This window comes from Pseudomonas sp. TE21394 (assembly GCF_054057835.1).
In genome coordinates, this window is record NZ_JBSRZR010000001.1 from 377,953 (window position 1) to 394,500 (window position 16,548).

Annotated in this window: 17 protein-coding genes, 1 tRNA gene and 1 pseudogene; 8 read left to right on the forward strand and 11 right to left on the reverse strand. The window is 63.0% G+C overall.

What is annotated here, in order from left to right:
- The first annotated feature begins 79 nt into the window (after window positions 1–79).
- Window positions 80–2,212: a TonB-dependent siderophore receptor gene (locus ACVWZT_RS01750; protein ID WP_457467881.1), complete on the forward strand. Its 2,133-nt coding sequence runs from the start codon at window positions 80–82 to the stop codon at window positions 2,210–2,212.
- Between the two features lie 139 nt (window positions 2,213–2,351).
- On the opposite strand, the gene ACVWZT_RS01755 is transcribed toward ACVWZT_RS01750, so the two are convergent.
- Window positions 2,352–2,441 (reverse strand) — tRNA-Ser (locus tag ACVWZT_RS01755).
- A 199-nt stretch (window positions 2,442–2,640) separates the two neighbouring features.
- Between ACVWZT_RS01755 and ACVWZT_RS01760 the strand changes: the two genes are divergently transcribed.
- The 3 genes and pseudogenes from ACVWZT_RS01760 to ACVWZT_RS01770 all read left to right on the forward strand — a co-directional run bounded on the left by ACVWZT_RS01760 (window position 2,641) and on the right by ACVWZT_RS01770 (window position 5,185).
- Complete coding sequence (locus ACVWZT_RS01760; RefSeq protein ID WP_296234222.1) at window positions 2,641–3,330, forward strand: crotonase/enoyl-CoA hydratase family protein; 690 nt, start codon at window positions 2,641–2,643, stop codon at window positions 3,328–3,330.
- Between the two features lie 98 nt (window positions 3,331–3,428).
- Window positions 3,429–4,149: pseudogene (locus ACVWZT_RS01765) on the forward strand (lysophospholipid acyltransferase family protein).
- A gap of 64 nt (window positions 4,150–4,213) precedes the next feature.
- Window positions 4,214–5,185: a magnesium and cobalt transport protein CorA gene (locus ACVWZT_RS01770; protein ID WP_296234219.1), complete on the forward strand. Its 972-nt coding sequence runs from the start codon at window positions 4,214–4,216 to the stop codon at window positions 5,183–5,185.
- Window positions 5,186–5,214: 29 nt separating this feature from the next.
- On the opposite strand, the gene ACVWZT_RS01775 is transcribed toward ACVWZT_RS01770, so the two are convergent.
- Window positions 5,215–5,946 (reverse strand): amidotransferase, encoded by a 732-nt coding sequence (locus ACVWZT_RS01775; RefSeq protein ID WP_296234218.1) that lies wholly within the window; start codon window positions 5,944–5,946, stop codon window positions 5,215–5,217.
- A gap of 218 nt (window positions 5,947–6,164) precedes the next feature.
- Between ACVWZT_RS01775 and ACVWZT_RS01780 the strand changes: the two genes are divergently transcribed.
- Together ACVWZT_RS01780 and ACVWZT_RS01785 are read left to right on the forward strand one after the other, a co-directional pair.
- On the forward strand, window positions 6,165–6,407 hold the full coding sequence (locus ACVWZT_RS01780) for a hypothetical protein (RefSeq protein WP_457472153.1): 243 nt from the start codon (window positions 6,165–6,167) through the stop codon (window positions 6,405–6,407).
- A 66-nt stretch (window positions 6,408–6,473) separates the two neighbouring features.
- Complete coding sequence (locus ACVWZT_RS01785; protein WP_457467884.1) at window positions 6,474–7,274, forward strand: c-type cytochrome; 801 nt, start codon at window positions 6,474–6,476, stop codon at window positions 7,272–7,274.
- Between the two features lie 53 nt (window positions 7,275–7,327).
- Here the strand turns inward: ACVWZT_RS01785 and ACVWZT_RS01790 are convergent, their stop codons facing one another.
- From ACVWZT_RS01790 to ACVWZT_RS01805, 4 genes are all read right to left on the reverse strand, one after another.
- Window positions 7,328–7,660, reverse strand: coding sequence for a ribonuclease E inhibitor RraB (locus ACVWZT_RS01790; protein ID WP_296234216.1), 333 nt, complete (start codon window positions 7,658–7,660; stop codon window positions 7,328–7,330).
- 175 nt (window positions 7,661–7,835) lie between these two features.
- Window positions 7,836–8,072 (reverse strand): hypothetical protein, encoded by a 237-nt coding sequence (locus tag ACVWZT_RS01795; protein ID WP_457467886.1) that lies wholly within the window; start codon window positions 8,070–8,072, stop codon window positions 7,836–7,838.
- Between the two features lie 127 nt (window positions 8,073–8,199).
- A complete protein-coding gene (locus ACVWZT_RS01800) occupies window positions 8,200–10,275 on the reverse strand; it encodes an LTA synthase family protein (protein WP_296234213.1) in 2,076 nt (691 codons plus the stop codon).
- 141 nt (window positions 10,276–10,416) lie between these two features.
- The gene (locus ACVWZT_RS01805; RefSeq protein ID WP_110747879.1) at window positions 10,417–10,608 is read right to left on the reverse strand and encodes a PLDc N-terminal domain-containing protein; all 192 of its coding nucleotides are present in this window, start codon (window positions 10,606–10,608) and stop codon (window positions 10,417–10,419) included.
- Between the two features lie 126 nt (window positions 10,609–10,734).
- Here ACVWZT_RS01805 and ACVWZT_RS01810 point away from each other — a divergent pair, with 126 nt between their 5' ends.
- A complete protein-coding gene (locus ACVWZT_RS01810) occupies window positions 10,735–11,673 on the forward strand; it encodes a ZIP family metal transporter (RefSeq protein WP_457467888.1) in 939 nt (312 codons plus the stop codon).
- A gap of 104 nt (window positions 11,674–11,777) precedes the next feature.
- On the opposite strand, the gene ACVWZT_RS01815 is transcribed toward ACVWZT_RS01810, so the two are convergent.
- Window positions 11,778–12,308: a hypothetical protein gene (locus ACVWZT_RS01815; RefSeq protein WP_296234210.1), complete on the reverse strand. Its 531-nt coding sequence runs from the start codon at window positions 12,306–12,308 to the stop codon at window positions 11,778–11,780.
- Between the two features lie 59 nt (window positions 12,309–12,367).
- On the reverse strand, window positions 12,368–12,892 hold the full coding sequence (locus ACVWZT_RS01820) for an ankyrin repeat domain-containing protein (RefSeq protein ID WP_457467890.1): 525 nt from the start codon (window positions 12,890–12,892) through the stop codon (window positions 12,368–12,370).
- Between the two features lie 267 nt (window positions 12,893–13,159).
- Between ACVWZT_RS01820 and ACVWZT_RS01825 the strand changes: the two genes are divergently transcribed.
- A complete protein-coding gene (locus tag ACVWZT_RS01825; RefSeq protein ID WP_170028849.1) occupies window positions 13,160–13,432 on the forward strand; it encodes a DUF3509 domain-containing protein in 273 nt (90 codons plus the stop codon).
- 72 nt (window positions 13,433–13,504) lie between these two features.
- On the opposite strand, the gene ACVWZT_RS01830 is transcribed toward ACVWZT_RS01825, so the two are convergent.
- From ACVWZT_RS01830 to aroC, 3 genes are all read right to left on the reverse strand, one after another.
- Window positions 13,505–14,041 carry an oxidase gene (locus ACVWZT_RS01830; RefSeq protein WP_457467892.1) on the reverse strand — a complete coding sequence of 179 codons (537 nt, stop codon included), beginning with the start codon at window positions 14,039–14,041 and terminating at the stop codon, window positions 13,505–13,507.
- Window positions 14,041–15,195, reverse strand: coding sequence for an MFS transporter (locus ACVWZT_RS01835; protein ID WP_296234207.1), 1,155 nt, complete (start codon window positions 15,193–15,195; stop codon window positions 14,041–14,043). Before ACVWZT_RS01835 ends, ACVWZT_RS01830 begins: the two co-directional genes overlap by 1 nt.
- A gap of 131 nt (window positions 15,196–15,326) precedes the next feature.
- Entirely contained in the window at window positions 15,327–16,418 is a 1,092-nt protein-coding gene (gene aroC / locus ACVWZT_RS01840) for a chorismate synthase (RefSeq protein ID WP_296234206.1), read from the reverse strand.
- Window positions 16,419–16,548: the final 130 nt, after the last annotated feature.

The following is a 16,548-nucleotide window of genomic DNA, read 5'->3' on the forward strand; positions in this document are numbered from 1 at the left end:
TGCCGCCTTTTTCATGGCTGTGCCGACCCCCAAGCGGAGTACACCCGGCACAGCAGTTGCGCCTCCAGGAGCCCACTGCATGCCCCCGCGTCCCCCTCGCCTGCCCCTGAGCCTGCTCAGCCTGGGCCTGGCCCTGCATTGCCCCCATGCGCTTGCCGAAGCCAGCGTGCTGCTGGCCCCGGTGCAGGTGTCCGAGACCTACGACAACGACGGCTATCAGGCACGCCAGGCGGCGGTAGGCGGCTTCCAGCCCGCGCCCTTGCTCGACACCCCGGCTGCGATCAGCGTGTTCAACCAGCAGCTGCTGGAAGACCGCCAGGTGCGCACGCTCAGCCAGCTGTTACAAAGCGATGCCTCGGTGGGCGAAAGCTATGCCCCCATCGGCTACTACGAAAACTTCAATGTCCGCGGCTTCGAGCTGAATGCGGCCAGCAGCTACCGCATCAACGGCCAGACCATCACCGGCGAGCAGAACGTCGCCCTGGAGAACAAGCAGCAGGTGGAATTGCTCAAAGGGCTGTCCGGGCTGCAGAGCGGCGTGTCGGAGCCCGGTGGTCTGGTCAACTACGTGACCAAGCGCGCCGCAGACGTGCGTAGCGTCAGCGTATCGACCAATGAACAAGGCGAACGCTACCTGGCTACGGACCTGGGCGGCTGGTTCGGCAGCGAACGGCAGTTCGGCCTGCGCGCCAACCTGGCCCATGAAGACATCCGCAGCTATGTCGACCATGCCGACGGCAAACGCGACTTCGCTTCGTTGGCCTTCGACTGGCAGCTCAACGCTGATGCCACCTTGCAGCTGGATGCCGAATACCAGCACCGTGAACAGTACTCGGTCCCGGGTTATCAGTTGCTCGGTGGAAGCGAAGTGCCCCACGGCATCGACCCCGACGAGCGCCTCGCCTACCAGCGCTGGGCCAAACCGGTGCAGAACGACTCGCTGAACCTGGGCGGGCGCTTCGAGTACCGCTTCAACGAAGCCTGGAGCGGAACCTTGAGTGCTTCGCGCAGCAAGGTGGTAATCGATGACTACAGCGCATTTGCCTGGGGGTCGAGCGAGGGCGCGTTCTTTGGCAGCGACGGCGACTACGATATCTACGATTTCCGCAGCCCCGACGATACACGACGCACCGACGAGGCGCAGGCCCTGCTCAATGGCCGCTTCGATGCGCTGGGCTTGGGGCATGAGCTGACGCTAGGGACCAGCGCGCAGCGCCGCACCCTCGATCAGCGCCCGTATTACAACGAGTGGCTTGGCACCGGCAACATCCAGACCGGTGCACCAGCGCTCGTCCCGTCCGACAAGCCTGTCGGTGCCAGCGAACGCCGCCTGGACAGCCGCCAGTATGGCCTGTTCATCAGCGACCGTATCCGCTTCAACGAGCAGTGGCAGGCCATGCTGGGCGCTCGCGAAGTTCGCCTGGAAGAAAAGACCTGGGACGAAAACGGTGTGGCCGGCCGCCATACCCGGCAGTACGAACTGCTTCCCAATGCCGCGTTGATCTACAAGCCGTTGCCGGAAACCACGGTCTATGCCAGTTACGCCAAGGGCCTGTCTGCCGGTGGCACCGCCCCCTGGTTTGCCGGCAACGCTTCGGAAATCCTGGCGCCTACTACCTCGCACCAACTGGAACTGGGCCTCAAGCACGACTGGCAAGGCCTGAGCTTCAGCGCCGCGCTGTTCCAAATCCGCCAGGCATACCAGTACGCACGCCCGGACGGTGCTGGCAACTACACCTACGTCCAGCAAGGCCAGCAGAAGAACACCGGCCTGGAACTGGCTGCCAGCGGCTGGGTGACCTCGAACCTGCAAGTGCTGGCGAGCGCCGCCGCCATCCGTGCGCGGGTACAGAACAGCGGTACCGATGCCTACGAAGGGCACCAAGCGATCAACGTGCCGAGGTTGCGCGCGGCACTGCAGGCGGAATACAGCCTGCCGGTACCGGGCCTGGCCTTGCTCGGCGGCGCGCGCTACAGCGCCAGCAAGTACGCGAGCCAGGCGGGGAACGTGGAAGTAGGCGGCTACACCGTGTTCGATCTCGGCAGCCGATACCGCCTGCAGGTCGGAGGGTATGAAACGGTGCTGCGGCTGACGGTGGATAACGTGTTCGACAAGCGCTACTGGCGCGATGTGGGTGATTACCTGGGGGACAACTACCTGTTCCAGGGGGCTCCGCGGACTGCCCGGCTTTCGGCCTCGGTGAGTTTCTGAAAGGTTCGGGCCGCTTTGCGGCCCATCGCGGCACCCGACCGCTTCGCGGACCGCGTCAGGCCCAACACGATGGGTTGCGAGGAAATCCCCGAAAACAAAAAGCCCCCGGCTTTTCAGCGCGGGGGCTCTTCGTAGAATGTGGCGGTGAAGAAGGGATTTGAACCCTTGATACGATTTCTCGTATACACACTTTCCAGGCGTGCTCCTTCGACCACTCGGACACTTCACCGTTTTCTCTTCAAGCCTTTCAGCCTGTCGAGGCGCGCTAATTTAGTGGAAGGTCTTTCCTTTGGCAAGCATTTTTTTCAGTTTTTTCATGTATTTGCATTTGCGCCGCAGCGAACGCTGACCGACCGGTCAGCCTTGCTGCTTTACCTCGCCCCTGGCGCTGGGTAACGTCGTCGCCACGCCAACAAAAGGACTCTGCCATGAGCGAGCTGATTAACTACCACGCCGAAGACGGCATCGCCACCCTGACCCTGAACAACGGCAAGGTCAATGCCATTTCGCCAGACGTCATCGCAGCGTTCAACGCCGCGCTCGACCGCGCCACTGAAGAACGCGCGGTGGTGATCATCACCGGCCAGCCGGGGATCCTGTCGGGCGGCTACGACCTCAAGGTGATGACCAGCGGCCCGCAACAAGCCATCAGCCTGGTCACCGCCGGCTCCACCCTCGCCCGCCGCCTGCTCGCGCACCCGTTCCCGGTGGTGGTCGCCTGCCCGGGCAATGCCGTGGCCAAGGGCGCCTTCCTGCTACTGTCGGGCGACTATCGCATTGGTGTCGAAGGCCCCTACAAGGTTTGCCTGAACGAAGTGCAGATCGGCATGACCATGCACCACGCCGGTATCGAGCTGGCCCGCGACCGCTTGCGCCGTTCGGCCTTCCACCGCGCGGTGATCAATGCCGAGGTGTTTGACCCGCAAGGCGCAGTAGACGCCGGTTTCCTCGACAAAGTGGTGCCTGCCGAGCAACTGCAGGAGGCCGCACTGTCAGCGGCTCGCGAGCTGAAGAAGCTGAACATGCTGGCACACAAGAACACCAAGCTGAAGGTGCGCAAAGGGTTGCTGGAAGCGCTGGACAAGGCGATCGAGCTGGACCAGCAGCACATGGGCTAGCCGCACGGGCCCTTTCGCGGGTACCGACTCACACCGGGGTTTGCCCCAGCCAGTGCACAGCCGTACACTGCGCGCGACTGTCTGGTGTGAGTCGTACCATGCTCTACTCCCTTCGCATGCTTCTGCTGGCGCTGCATTTTCTCGTAGTTGGTGCCATGGGCCTGGTCATTGGCCTGTGCCGCCCGTTCAACCCCGACAACAGCCGCCTGTTCGCCCGCCTCTACAGCCTGCCTGCCACCTGGCTGATGCGAATCAAGATCAGGGCTGAAGTGGGCCCGCTGTGGGACCAGCCGCCCGGCTGCGTGATTATTGCCAACCATCAGTCCAACTTCGACCTGTTCGTGCTGGGCCAGGTGGTGCCCCAGCGCACCGTAGCCATCGGCAAGAAGAGCCTGGGCTGGATCCCGCTGTTCGGCCAGCTGTTCTGGCTGGGCGGCAACGTGCTGGTCGACCGCAGCAACGCCTACCAGGCACGCAAGGCGCTGCAGAAGACCACCCGGGTACTGCAGGACGCAACCTCGATCTGGATTTTCCCCGAAGGCACACGCAATGCCGGCGAACAGCTGCTGGCGTTCAAGAAGGGCGCATTCCACATGGCCATCGAGGCCGGTGTACCGATCGTGCCGGTGTGCGTCAGCCGCTATGCAGGGCGCCTGAGCCTGAATAGCTGGCGTCGGCGCACGGTGATCGTGCGTTCGCTGCCGCCGATCGCCACTGCCCGGCATGACCCAGCAGGACCTGCCGGTATTGATCGACCAGTGCCGAGTGCAGATGCAGCAGTGTATTGACCGAATGGACGGCGAACTGAGCGAAGGCTAGGTTGCTCTTGCGCCAGGTACAGCCCAAGCTGTACACCGTGTCCAACCGGAATAAGCGAACAACCATGGGTCGAGTCGTGGCATCGGCGGTGTACAGCGCCGGCAGAAAGGTTACCAACATCAGCATCGACGAAGGCAGCGAGTGGGCACGCAAGCCGGGGCATTTCGTGTGGATCGGCCTGGAAGAGCCCAACGCCGAAGAACTGGCCAACCTGCAGCGGCAGTTCAACCTGCACGAACTGGCCATCGAAGACGCACTGGAAAAGCACAGCCGACCCAAGCTGGAAACCTTCGGCGACGCCCTGTTCATAGTCACCTATTCGCCAGTGCGCCACGAGGGCAAACTGGAGTTCATCGAAACCCACATCTTCGCCGGCAATGGCTACATCATCACCTGCCGCAACGGCCACTCGAAATCCTACGCCCTGGTGCGCCAGCGCTGCGAAGCGCGGCCACTGCTGCTGGAGCACGGCGAAGATTTCGTGCTCTACGCCCTGCTCGATTTCGTCACCGAGAACTACCAGCCGGTCAGCGAGGCCATTCATGGCGAGATCGAAGAGCTGGAACAGAGCGTGCTGGGCGGCTCCCTGCAGGAGGACGACATCCGCCGCCTGCACAGCCTGCGTCGCGACATCCTGCGCCTGCGCCGCTACGTGGCACCGATGGTGGAGGTGAGCGAGGAGCTGCAGCGCTTGAGCTTCCCGTTCATCGACAAGAACATGCGCCCGTACTTCCGCGATGTGCAGATCCACGTGACACGGCAAATGGAAGACCTGGCCGGCATCCGCGACATCGCCAGCCAGACCATCGAGATCGGCATGTTGCTGGAGTCGTCGCGGCAGAGCATCGTGCAGCGCAAGTTCGCCGCCTGGGCGGCGATCCTGGCGTTCCCCACAGCGGTTGCCGGAATATACGGCATGAACTTCCAGAACATGCCGGAGCTAGGCTGGCACTACGGGTATTTCGCGGTGTTGGCGGTGATCGGGTTGGGCTGCACCGGGTTGTATGCCAGCTTCAAGAAGTCGGGCTGGCTATAGAAGCCGGGGCCGCAGTACGGCGCCGACCGTTACGCCGCGTCGTGCTTGCTGATGGGGTGCTGGATGAAGCGCAGCATCCACTCCCCGACCAGGTCACCCTGGTGCTCGGTGGCCAGGCTGGCCACTGCCTTGTGGTACACCTCATCCCCCAGGTATTGCTGGCGCGCGTCCAGTAGCGCACGAGAATAGTCGTGGACGAATTCCGGGTGGCCCTGGAAGCACAGCACCTGGTCGCCGATGTGGTACGCCGCGTTCGGGCAAAAATCGCTGGATGCAATCACCGTGGCACCCTCGGGCAACTTGGTAACCTGGTCCTGGTGGCTGATCAACAGGGTCAGCTCCGACACTTCCGGGTCCATCCAGGGCGCATGGGCCGCCAGCGAATAGCGATGAATACCCACGCCCCAACCCTGCTCGGCGCGTTCGGCCTTGCCGCCCAGGGTCAACGCCAGCAGCTGGTGGCCGAAACATACCCCCAGCAGCTTCTCGCCACGCTCGTACAGTTTCAGCAGGTAGGCCTTGAGCGTCTGGATCCATGGATCGGTACCAAAGGAGTCTGCCTTGCTGCCGGTCACCAGGTACGCATCGAACACTTCGTCGTCGGCGGGGTAGTCGCCGTTCATCACGTTGTACACACGAAATTCGGCAGCGATTGGCTGACGCGAGAAGAGCTGCTCGAACATCCTGCCATAGCCCTGGTACTGCGCGATCAACTCCGGTCGCAGGACATCGGTTTCAAGGATGCAGATGCGTAACGACATAGGGATAGTCCTGAACGACATGGGTGGAAATCTGCTGTAGAGACTGACGCGAAAGACACGTACAAGCAAGTAGGGCGTACTGACGAACGGTCACATTTCGTCGGCGCCCTGCTGGTACTTGCGCCACTGTCTAGCGAGAGGATGCCAGCCGGATGGCACATGGCCTCATAGCTGAAAGAGCTGCGACTGAAAATTATTAGAACAAAGGGTTCTCAAACATGGATGACGCACACCCTACTGTTGGTTGTATATCCACTTTCAAGAGGCAGGCAGTTCTGGCGTCACGCAACGCCACTGCGATCGACCCGACGCTCGACAGGGAAGCCAACGGGTATTCAGGAATAACAACAAGAAGGCGGTCCGCCATGTTCACACAATCGAAAATTCGCCAAGCTGGGCTCATTCTTTTCGCCACGACGCTGCTGCTGATCCTGCCGAACCTGACACGGCTGTTCGGCTGATTGCCGCTGTGGCGTCAACAGGCAACGTACAGGTAACCTGCCGGCCTTGATGGTCGGAGATCACCTATGCGCCACTGCCTGGTATTGTTAGCGTTGTTCCTGAGCCTGCCGCTGTCGGCGGCGCAACTGCAGCTCGAACTGGGCGCCACGCCGCGCCAGTGGAGCAGTGCCGAACTGCTGGCCCACCCGCAGGCGCGGGACATCCGCATTGACCAGGACGTTTCCTATCAGCGGCCCATGCTCTATCGGGCGGTACCGTTGGCCGTGCTGCTCGAAGGTGTCAGCGCCAGCGACCATCTGCAGGCGGTAGCGCTGGACGGGTTTGCTGCCGAAATGCCGGCCGCGCCGTTGCTGCAACACGGCCCGGCACAGGCCTGGCTGGCAGTGGAGGACCCGGGCAAGCCGTGGCCGGCATTGGGCCAGGGCAAACCGAGTGCCGGACCGTTCTACCTGGTGTGGACCGCACCGCAGGCCAGCGGTATCCGCCCGGAACAGTGGCCGTTCCAGATTTCCACGATTCGCAAGCTCGCCTCCGTCGAGGCGCGCTTCCCGGCGCTGCTGCCCGACCCGAGGTTGCCAGCCGACAGCCCGGTCCGCCGGGGCTTTGCCTTGTTCCAGCAGAACTGCCTGGCGTGTCACCGGCTCAACGGCGCGGGTGATGCGCAGTTGGGCCCAGACCTGAATGTGCCGCACAACCCGACCGAGTACTTCCAGCCGGGATATCTGCGGCAGTTGATTCGCGACCCGCAGAGCCTCAGGCAATGGCCGCAGGCGAAAATGCCGGGGTTTGCGCAAAGTGTGTTGAGCGAACAGGAACTGGATAACCTGCTGGCCTACCTGGCGCACATGGCCAAGCGCAAGCCTTGAGCGCTGCACGACCTGCTTCGCGGGTTTGCCCGCGAAGCAGTAGCACAATACGTTCAGGCGATGACCCGCTCCTGCTTGACCCCCCAGCCTTCCACCTCGCCGCCATAGGGCGTTACCAGCTGTTCGAAGGTCTCTTCGAAGTCGCCTATCCCACCGTAGGTGGCATACATGACCTTGCTCAGCTCCAGGTGCCAGGCCCCGTCACCCCGCTCCTTCACCTGGGCGTTGAGTGACTCGCCGCGAAACTGCCCGGCGGCGCGACGAGCCCCGTCCTCGTCGGGAAACACCGCGTAGAACTCGATAGGGTGGATCTGGGTGAAGTCGAAACCGCCTGCTTTCATCTGGCGCAAGACGTTGCTGCTGATATCGTCGTTCTGGCTGCTCATGAATCGTCCTCCTGAATAATGCGATGGATAGACTTTCCGTGCACTACGCACCTGCCGGCAGTGGCCGGGCAGTTCGAGCTGATGCAAGACGCGAAGGGATGCGGCGCCTACCTGCACAACAACAGACACCTTTCACCAGCGTAGTGCCTGCCAGGGCACCACGCAAACGAGCGGATCAGGGCACTTCGTGGATACTTGTGATGGTCACGCCGCTCTGCTCCCTGAGCCAGCGGGCGGTGGGGGAAATGGTACGGTCCTGGAAGTCGTTGAGGTCCAGCTCATCCATTACCGGGAACAGCTGCGAGCGTATCGCCCGGGCAGCGTCCTCTTCACTGGGACAATACTCGGCATGCAGCACCAGCGAGGACGGTTCGCCTTTCTGGTCGGCAAAGATGACTTCCCACTCTTTCATTGAACGAGCCCTCTCAATTCAAGGAACACAGGTGTGTGATGCCTGAATAAATGACCTTGGGGCAGGAAGAATGTTCAGTCGGGAGGCTTGCCGGCGAATGGGCCGCAATGCGGCCCTGATTGCAGCCTTACTTCGGTGTACCGTGCACTACACCAGCAGTGTTGTCCAGCAGGCTCTTGGTCGCAGTCTGGATGTACGCCTCGAGCTTCTTCAGCATTTCCGGCTGGTCCGGGCTCTCGATCAGTTCGGCCTTGAACTCGCGGCCCAGCTGGTAGCGGTACATGCGCGGGGTCATGTCCTTGGACTCGATCAGGATGCGGTCGCCTTGCACCAGGCCGACGATCTGCTCGCTGCCCGATGGTTTGATCATGCCCACGCCCTGGTCGCCCTCAGGCAGGTTGAGCAAGTCGCGACCCCAGCACTGGTGCCGGGCCTGGCCACCCAGGCGGCCCATGATGGTCGGCACGATGTCGACCTGGGTGCCTACGGTGTGGTTGACCGCACCGAACTTCTCCTGGATGCCCGGGGCAATCAGCAGCAACGGCACGTTGAAGCGGCCCAGGTCCAGCTCGGTGACCTGCTGGTGGTTGCCAAAGCCATGGTCGCCGACAATGACGAACAGGGTCTCCTTGAAATACGGCTCCTTGCGCGCCTTCTCGAAGAACTGCCCCAGCGCCCAGTCCGAATAACGCATCGCGGTAAGGTGTTCGTCCAGGCGACCTTGCCCGGTGACCTTCTCTACCGGCAGGTCCTTGGGCAGCGCGTACGGCGTGTGGTTGGACAGGGTCTGCAGCAGTGCATAGACAGGCTTCTTGCCGTCGCGCTTGGCCAGCTCTTCGGCGCCACGGTCGAACATGTCCTGGTCGGACACGCCCCAGGTGGGGTCGGAGAACACCGGGTTGACGAAGTCGTTACGGCCAATGAAGGTGGTCATGCCCTGGTTGCCGAAGAACCCGGACTGGTTGTCCCAGGCAAAGTCGCCGTTGTAAACGTACATGTCGTCGTAATCGCGGGCGCTGAGCAGGGCCGGCAGGCCGGACAGCTTGTGCCCGCCTTCCGGGGTCTGCATCAGGTATTCGAAGCCTGGCAGGTTGGGGAAGCAGGCCATGGTGGCGAACATGCCCTGGTGGGTATGGGTGCCGTTGGAGAAGAAGCGATCGAACAGCAGGCCCTCTTTGGCCAGCTTGTCGAAGTACGGGGTGATGTTGTTGGGGCTGCCCAACGCACCGACCGAGTGGCCGGCGAAGCTCTCCATGAGGATCACCACCACGTTCTTGATCGGCAGGGTGCGCTCGGCCGGCGGCACGAAATCGCGGCGGATGGCTGCCTCGTCGGCATCGACCAGCGTATCGTGGGCGGTCAGCAGCTGCTCGCGCACGCTTTGCGTGGCCACATCCTGCTCGAGCACCGGCTTCCAGATGTTGGCGCGATCTTCGCCGAAACGGCTCTTGGCGGCATCGATCAGAGTCAGGGTGCCGTTCAGGCCCAGCTGGTTGACGAAGTTGGAGTCGGTGGTGAAGGCGTCACCCCAGCGCATCGGTGGGCCCTGGCGCAGGGTGCCACGCGCGGCAACCACCGCCACCAGCAGAATCACCATGAACACTGCCAGGCGGTTGTACCACGGCGCCACGCGGCGCTGCAGGGTGACATCGCCGGTGCCAGTGCCTCGGGTGATGCGGTCGATGCCCTTGAACAGCAGGCTCAGCAACCATGTGCCGAACAGCCAGGCCAGCAGGTAGCGCACCACCGGGAAGCCGTACCAGAGCATGCTCAGCACGGTCTTCGGGTCTTCCTTGATGTACTGGAAGACCAGGCCATTGAGGCGCTGGTGGAACTCGCGGTAGAAGTCCATTTCCATCAGGCCGAGGAACATCACCACGCTCGAGGTGATGGTCAGCCAGAAACGGAACACGCCACGCCGGGCCATGGCCCAGGGGCTGAGGATGGCCAGCAGCAACGGAATGCTCAGGTACACCACCACCCGCAAATCGAAGCGCAGGCCGTTGAGGAAGCCTTCGGCGACAGTCGCATAGGGCGTTTCGCCGATCATGTCGCTGTTGTAGACCAGCAACGCCAGACGTACGAGGCTGAGCATCAACATGATCACCAGGCCGCTCAGCAGGGTAAAGGCCAGGTGGGATTTCAGGGTCGGCGTGAACGGAGCTCGCGCGCCCCGTTGCTTCAAGGCGTCAGGGTTGGCCATGAATGGGAAGGTCCTAGGATGGCGGGTTTGCGAAAATGGTGCAGGAGTTTACCAACGCAGCTTTGTGCGGGGGCGAATTCTCTTTAACCCGATGTGAAAATTTTGTCACGAAGGTGTTGCCGTTTTTGACTGTAACGGCGCTCAGATACGCACATTCCCCCGTGGCCCGGCTATCGCCCAGATCACCAGCCCTACCACCGGCAGCAAGGCGATCAGCAAGATCCACAGCACCTTGATACCCACCTCGCTGCTGCTCTTGATGACATTCAGAATGGCCCAGATATCCAGTGCCAGGATGATCAGCCCGACCAGGCTGTTGAAAGTCGACCCCATGCCCAAACTCCTGTCCAGAGGCTTTACCGCACAGCATAGCCAGCTATTACATCGATAGAAGGGAATCCTTGGCCATTTGCGCGGGTCACTGCATAAACTGAAGCATCCACCGATTTCGAGGTTGCCATGCCACCCGCACACACCCACAGTATCACCCCGCCCTCACCCGTCAGTGCCTGGCGCCAACAGATGCACAGCAGCCCGTGGATCGGCGCCGGGCTGGCGCTGAGCCTGCTGGCGGTGCTGGTATTGCTGGGGGCAAGCCTGTGGAACGCGATTCAGGGGGACCATGCCCAGCACCTGCACCTGGCAGCGCTGGGCGGCTTGTCCGGCTTCGGCGCGACCGCCGTGGGTGCGATGCTGGCAGTGGTCCTGCGTGACGTCAGCACGCGCAGCCAGGACGTGATGCTGGGCTTTGCCGCCGGCATGATGCTGGCGGCCAGTTCGTTCTCGCTGATTCTACCGGGCCTGGATGCCGCCCGGGAAATCACCGGCAACGGCCCTGCTGCGGCGTTTACCGTGGTCGTGGGCATGGGCCTGGGCGTGCTGCTGATGCTCGGCCTGGACCGTTTCACCCCGCATGAGCATGAACGCATCGGCGTCGCCGGGCCGGAAACCGAACGGTTCAGCCGCGTGTGGCTGTTCGTGCTGGCGATCACCCTGCATAACCTGCCGGAGGGTATGGCGATCGGCGTGAGCTTCGCCAACGGTGACATGAGCACCGGCCTGCCGCTGACTACCGCCATCGCCATCCAGGACATTCCCGAAGGCCTGGCCGTGGCACTGGCCCTGCGGGCCACGGGGCTGTCGAACCTGAAAGCGGCACTGGTGGCGATCGGGTCGGGGCTGATGGAGCCGCTCGGCGCGGTGATCGGGCTGGGCATCTCGACCGGCTTCGCCCTGGCCTACCCGATCAGCATGGGTCTGGCGGCGGGGGCGATGATCTTCGTGGTAAGCCATGAGGTGATTCCCGAAACCCACCGCAACGGGCACCAGACCACGGCCACCCTGGGGCTGATGGGTGGCTTTGCGGTGATGATGTTTCTGGATACGGCGCTAGGCTGAAGTTATCAGCTGCCTGGGCCGGCCTCATCGCGGATGATCCGGTCCTACAGGGATACCACCGGGCCTGCAGGAGCGGATTGATCCGCGCAGAGACAAAGATGCAATCAGACGTGTACCGCTACCTTCAAGGCTTCCAGGGCTGGCTCGACCCTGATGCCGACTTCTGCCCCCAGCTCCAGCACCCGTGCCAGGTCGTTCTGCCCCACCATCACCATCTGCAGCTCGTCGTCCAGCAACTGGCTGAAATTGAGCAGGACATACCCACCCGCTTCTTTATTCAGCGCCCCCATCTGCACCTGAATGCGGTTGAGCGCGGTCAGCGGCTCGGTGCGGGCCAGCTGCTTGGCCTTGAGGGTGAACGGTACGCTCTGGTCAAACGAAGCGCTGATCTGCTGGAACAGGTCCTGGTAACTGTCGGCCTGGAACACCACGGTGTCCGGCAGGCTGCCCAGCACCACCCATTCGCCCAGCGGAATGGGGAAGCTGTCGTCGTAGTTGATGTCAGGGTTGGCGGCCAGGAAGGCGGCCGGGTCGGCGTAGGCCTGGGCGGCCTCGTCGGCGATGCGCTCGATGTCTTCCTCGCGCATGCAGCCAGCGCCAATGAGGCTGATGAATTCGCGCAACTGAGTTTTCATGAAAGGGGCCTGCGACGGGTGAAAAGTCGCCAAGGATAGCCGCAAACGCCCCCTTGCGGTTAGCCGGCCAGCGCTTGCAGCCGTGCTGCGGCGTCCATTGCACCCATGGTTTGCGCCGCCATCAGCGCAGTGGCCCCGCGAGCATCCTGGCGCGCCGGGTCGGCGCCCTGGGCCAGCAGGTAATCGAGAATCTCACCGCGGTTGAACATGGCCGCCAGCATCAAGGCGGTGCGGCCATCCTGCGCGGCGGCATCTACCGGCACGCCGTGCTCGAGCAGCAGGCGGATCATGGCCAGGTCGCCCTTGAACGCGGCACCGGCGATGGGCAACTGGCCGTTGTCATTGGCAATCAGCGGGTCGGCGCCGTGTGCCAACAGCACCCGCACAGCCTCATGATGGCCGCGGTAGCTGGCCAGCATCAGCAAGGTATCGCCCTTGTGGTTGCGCAAGTTGGCCGGCAGGCCGCTGGCCAGCAGGCGCCCGAGCATCTCGGCATCGCCTTGGCGGGCACGCTCGAACACCTGCTCGGCGAATGCAGCCGCTTCGTCTTCGCTCATGGTGGCGGGGGCAGTTTGGGTGGACATCGGGAACCTCCTGGCATCAATCATTGCCCAAGTGTTTGTCAGGCCCCGGTTATCGGTCAAAGGTTCAGTTTCTATCGAGCCGATAGGCAACAGGTGGGCCGTGCAAAATGCACTGTGCAAAATGCACGACCTTGCAGATTGCACGGCCAAGCGCTTTCAATATCTTATTAACTTACTGATTTTAAAGGACTTTTCCAAAACAAAACTCTTGGCACGCTCACTGCAATCTACCTGTTCACGATTGCCACTAACCTGCCAGGAGTTGATATGGACCTCATCCAGGAAAAGTTCGTCTCGGTGTTTCCGGCCTACCAAGTCACCACCCAACCCCGCCCGGACGGCGGCATCCTGTTGACCCTGCGCGCGGCCGACGGCAAGGTCACCCGTCGGGTGCTGACCTACGGCCAACTGCACAGCGCCGAACAGCTGTCGTGGGCGATCAGCGCCATTCGCCGTGACCTGGCCGAGCAGGCCAGCGAGTTGCCGGTGATTTCCATGCTGCAAAGCCAGCAGCGCTTCGCCTTGCCAACCTATCGCTGAGTCTTGGATTGGCTTCACCGGCCGCCTCGCGGGCAAGCTCGCGGACGGCCGGTGAACAGCCGGCAAGGGCCACTAGAATTCGTCGATCCCCGGAAACGCCCTGGCACTTTCATCCCCGGTAAAGCGCGGCTGTGCACCCTGCTCGCTGGCATACAGGCGTAGCGCCAGGCAAAATGGCGTATCTCCCAGTTCCACCCAGCGCCGGACCCCCGCCGGCACCACCAGCTGGTCACCCTTCTCGCAAAGCAGCGAATACACCCAGTCGCCCAGACGCAGGCCAATCTGCGCCCGCCCGCTGATCACCGCAAACACCTCGTCAGCGTCATGTACGTGCTCATCGCGCATGTCTACCTGCGCCGGGTCGGCACCGTCACGGTTGAGCACCACGAAGGCTTTGCTGCCGTGCGCTGTCATCAACTGGTCCAGATGTGCCCGACAGGCGTTCAGCACCTCTTCCTCGGCCGTGCCCGGGCGCACCCGCAGGCCATGCTCGCCATAGGCAAAACGCACACCCTGTTCCGCCAGGGTGGCGGCGATGTCAGCGTGATGGGTCAGCACCTTGTTCGGCAGGTCCGGGCTGGAAATGTGGAAAACGCTGAGAGTGCTCATCAGGGGCGGGTCCTGGTCGGTGGCGAACAAAGGGTAATGATAACGGCTGCGGCCAAGGCTGCGGCACTGGCCATACCAAAGGTGAATGTGGGCCCCAGCAGTTTCCAGCTGTAGCCCGAATACAACGCCCCCAGCGCCCCGCCGGTGCCTGACAGCGCCGCATACAGTGCCTGGCCCTGGCCCTGCTGGCGGGCGCCGAAGCTGGCCTGGACGAACGCGATGCTGGCGGCGTGGAAGCAGCCGAAGGTGGCGGCGTGCAGCAGCTGGGCGAATACCAGCACTGTCGGCTCGCCGGCCAGGTTACCCAGCAGCAGCCAGCGCAGCGCCGCCAGCACGAAGCTGGCAAGCAACACCCGATGCACGGAAAAGCGCGCGAAGATCCGGCTCATGAGCATGAACACCAGCACTTCGGCCACCACCCCAAGCGCCCACAACAAGCCAATGGCACTGCGACTGTAGCCGAGGTGTTCGAGGTGCAGGCTGAGGAAGGTGTAATAAGGCCCGTGGCTGAGTTGCATCAACGCCACGCAGGCATAGAACGCGATCACCCCGGGGGCACGCAACTGCTGCAGGAAGCCGCCGGTGCCACGGCGCCCGCCCTGCTCCAGCGGCTGTGCATTGGGCACCCACAAGCTGGCGGCGACGATGCCGGCCATGATCGTGACCAAGGCCATCGGGTAGATATCCAGGCTCAGCCACTCGAACAGCCGGCCCAGGCCGACCACCGTGAGGATGAAGCCGATCGAGCCCCACAGACGTACCTGGCTGTAACGCGCAGTCTGCCCATGCAGGTGAGCCAGGGTGATGACCTCGAACTGCGGCAGCACTGCGTGCCAGAAGAATGCGTGCAGGGCCATGACCAGTGCCAGCCAGGCATAGCTCTTGCCGAAGAAGATCAGGGCGAAGGTGGCCAAGGTCGACAGCGCGCCCAGGCGCACGATCATCAGGCGCTGGCCGGTGCGATCGCCCAGCCAGCCCCACAGGTTGGGCGCGACGCAACGCATGAGCATGGGTATGGCCACCAGCTCGCCGATACGCGCCGGGGAGAAACCCAGGTGGTCGAAGTACAGCGCCAGGAACGGCGCGGTGGAGCCAAGCAGGGCGAAGTAGAACAGGTAGAAGCTGGACAGGCGCCAGTACGGAACTGCTTGCATGGGGTGGCCTTTTGGGGACCTGTGCCGGCCTCTTCGCGGGTGAACCCGCTCCCACAGGAATATCACTGGGCTTGAGGGCCGTGGGTACCTGTGGGAGCGGGTTTACCCGCGAAAAGGCCGGTACTGGCGAATCAGAGCTGGCCCAGCACCGGGGTGTTCACCTTCACCTCGGCATTCTGCGCGCGATGACGCAGCAGGTGGTCCATCAGCGCAATGGCCATCATTGCCTCGGCGATCGGTGTGGCGCGAATGCCCACACACGGGTCGTGGCGGCCTTTGGTGATGACGTCCACCGGGTTGCCGTCGATGTCGATGGAGCGGCCGGGGGTGGTAATGCTGGAGGTCGGCTTCAGCGCCAGGTGGGCAACGATCGGCTGGCCCGAAGAGATGCCGCCGAGGATGCCGCCAGCGTTGTTGCTGAGGAAGCCTTGCGGGGTCAGCTCATCACGGTGCTCGGTGCCACGCTGTGCCACGCTGGCGAAGCCGGCGCCGATTTCCACGCCCTTGACTGCGTTGATACTCATCAGCGCGTGGGCCAGTTCGGCATCCAGGCGGTCGAAGATCGGCTCGCCCAGGCCCGGCATCACACCTTCGGCGACCACGGTGATCTTGGCGCCTACCGAGTCCTGGTCACGGCGCAGCTGGTCCATGTAGGCCTCCAGCTCCGGCACCTTGCTCGGGTCGGGGCTGAAGAAAGCGTTCTGTTCCACCGCCTCCCAGCTCCTGAACGGGATCTCGATCGGCCCCAGCTGGCTCATGTAGCCACGCACGGTGATGCCCTGGGTGGCCAGGTACTTCTTGGCGATGGCGCCGGCGGCCACACGCATCGCGGTTTCGCGCGCCGAGCTGCGACCACCGCCGCGGTAGTCGCGGATACCATACTTGTGGTGGTAGGTGTAGTCGGCGTGGGCCGGGCGGAACAGGTCCTTGATCGCCGAGTAGTCCTTGGACTTCTGGTCGGTGTTACGGATCAGCAGGCCGATCGAACAGCCGGTGGTGCGGCCTTCGAACACGCCGGAGAGGATTTCAACCTCGTCGGCTTCCTGGCGCTGGGTGGTGTGCCGGCTAGTGCCGGGCTTGCGCCGGTCGAGGTCGCGCTGCAGGTCGGCAAGGGAAATTTCCAGGCCCGGCGGGCATCCATCGACAATGGCGACCAACGCCGGGCCATGGCTCTCGCCTGCGGTGGTGACAGTGAACAGCTTGCCGTAGGTATTGCCGGACATGGACGCTCCGCGAGATCTGCCTGAAGTGAACGAAAGCGGCAGTATACAGATGGATTGCTTGCCTGTGCTGGGCATCGTGAACCTGTGGCAGCGGGTTTGTCCGCGAAGCGGCCGAGCCTGCCATGCCCAG

What these genes read in the sequence shown, in the direction of transcription:
- ACVWZT_RS01750 (WP_457467881.1), top strand. Translation starts at nt 80, where the DNA reads ATGCCCCCGCGTCCCCCTCGCCTGCCCCTGAGCCTGCTCAGCCTGGGC.
- ACVWZT_RS01760 (WP_296234222.1), top strand. Translation starts at nt 2,641, where the DNA reads ATGAGCGAGCTGATTAACTACCACGCCGAAGACGGCATCGCCACCCTG.
- ACVWZT_RS01770 (WP_296234219.1), top strand. Translation starts at nt 4,214, where the DNA reads ATGGGTCGAGTCGTGGCATCGGCGGTGTACAGCGCCGGCAGAAAGGTT.
- ACVWZT_RS01775 (WP_296234218.1), bottom strand. Translation starts at nt 5,946, where the DNA reads ATGTCGTTACGCATCTGCATCCTTGAAACCGATGTCCTGCGACCGGAG.
- ACVWZT_RS01780 (WP_457472153.1), top strand. Translation starts at nt 6,165, where the DNA reads ATGGATGACGCACACCCTACTGTTGGTTGTATATCCACTTTCAAGAGG.
- ACVWZT_RS01785 (WP_457467884.1), top strand. Translation starts at nt 6,474, where the DNA reads ATGCGCCACTGCCTGGTATTGTTAGCGTTGTTCCTGAGCCTGCCGCTG.
- ACVWZT_RS01790 (WP_296234216.1), bottom strand. Translation starts at nt 7,660, where the DNA reads ATGAGCAGCCAGAACGACGATATCAGCAGCAACGTCTTGCGCCAGATG.
- ACVWZT_RS01795 (WP_457467886.1), bottom strand. Translation starts at nt 8,072, where the DNA reads ATGAAAGAGTGGGAAGTCATCTTTGCCGACCAGAAAGGCGAACCGTCC.
- ACVWZT_RS01800 (WP_296234213.1), bottom strand. Translation starts at nt 10,275, where the DNA reads ATGGCCAACCCTGACGCCTTGAAGCAACGGGGCGCGCGAGCTCCGTTC.
- ACVWZT_RS01805 (WP_110747879.1), bottom strand. Translation starts at nt 10,608, where the DNA reads ATGGGGTCGACTTTCAACAGCCTGGTCGGGCTGATCATCCTGGCACTG.
- ACVWZT_RS01810 (WP_457467888.1), top strand. Translation starts at nt 10,735, where the DNA reads ATGCCACCCGCACACACCCACAGTATCACCCCGCCCTCACCCGTCAGT.
- ACVWZT_RS01815 (WP_296234210.1), bottom strand. Translation starts at nt 12,308, where the DNA reads ATGAAAACTCAGTTGCGCGAATTCATCAGCCTCATTGGCGCTGGCTGC.
- ACVWZT_RS01820 (WP_457467890.1), bottom strand. Translation starts at nt 12,892, where the DNA reads ATGTCCACCCAAACTGCCCCCGCCACCATGAGCGAAGACGAAGCGGCT.
- ACVWZT_RS01825 (WP_170028849.1), top strand. Translation starts at nt 13,160, where the DNA reads ATGGACCTCATCCAGGAAAAGTTCGTCTCGGTGTTTCCGGCCTACCAA.
- ACVWZT_RS01830 (WP_457467892.1), bottom strand. Translation starts at nt 14,041, where the DNA reads ATGAGCACTCTCAGCGTTTTCCACATTTCCAGCCCGGACCTGCCGAAC.
- ACVWZT_RS01835 (WP_296234207.1), bottom strand. Translation starts at nt 15,195, where the DNA reads ATGCAAGCAGTTCCGTACTGGCGCCTGTCCAGCTTCTACCTGTTCTAC.
- aroC (WP_296234206.1), bottom strand. Translation starts at nt 16,418, where the DNA reads ATGTCCGGCAATACCTACGGCAAGCTGTTCACTGTCACCACCGCAGGC.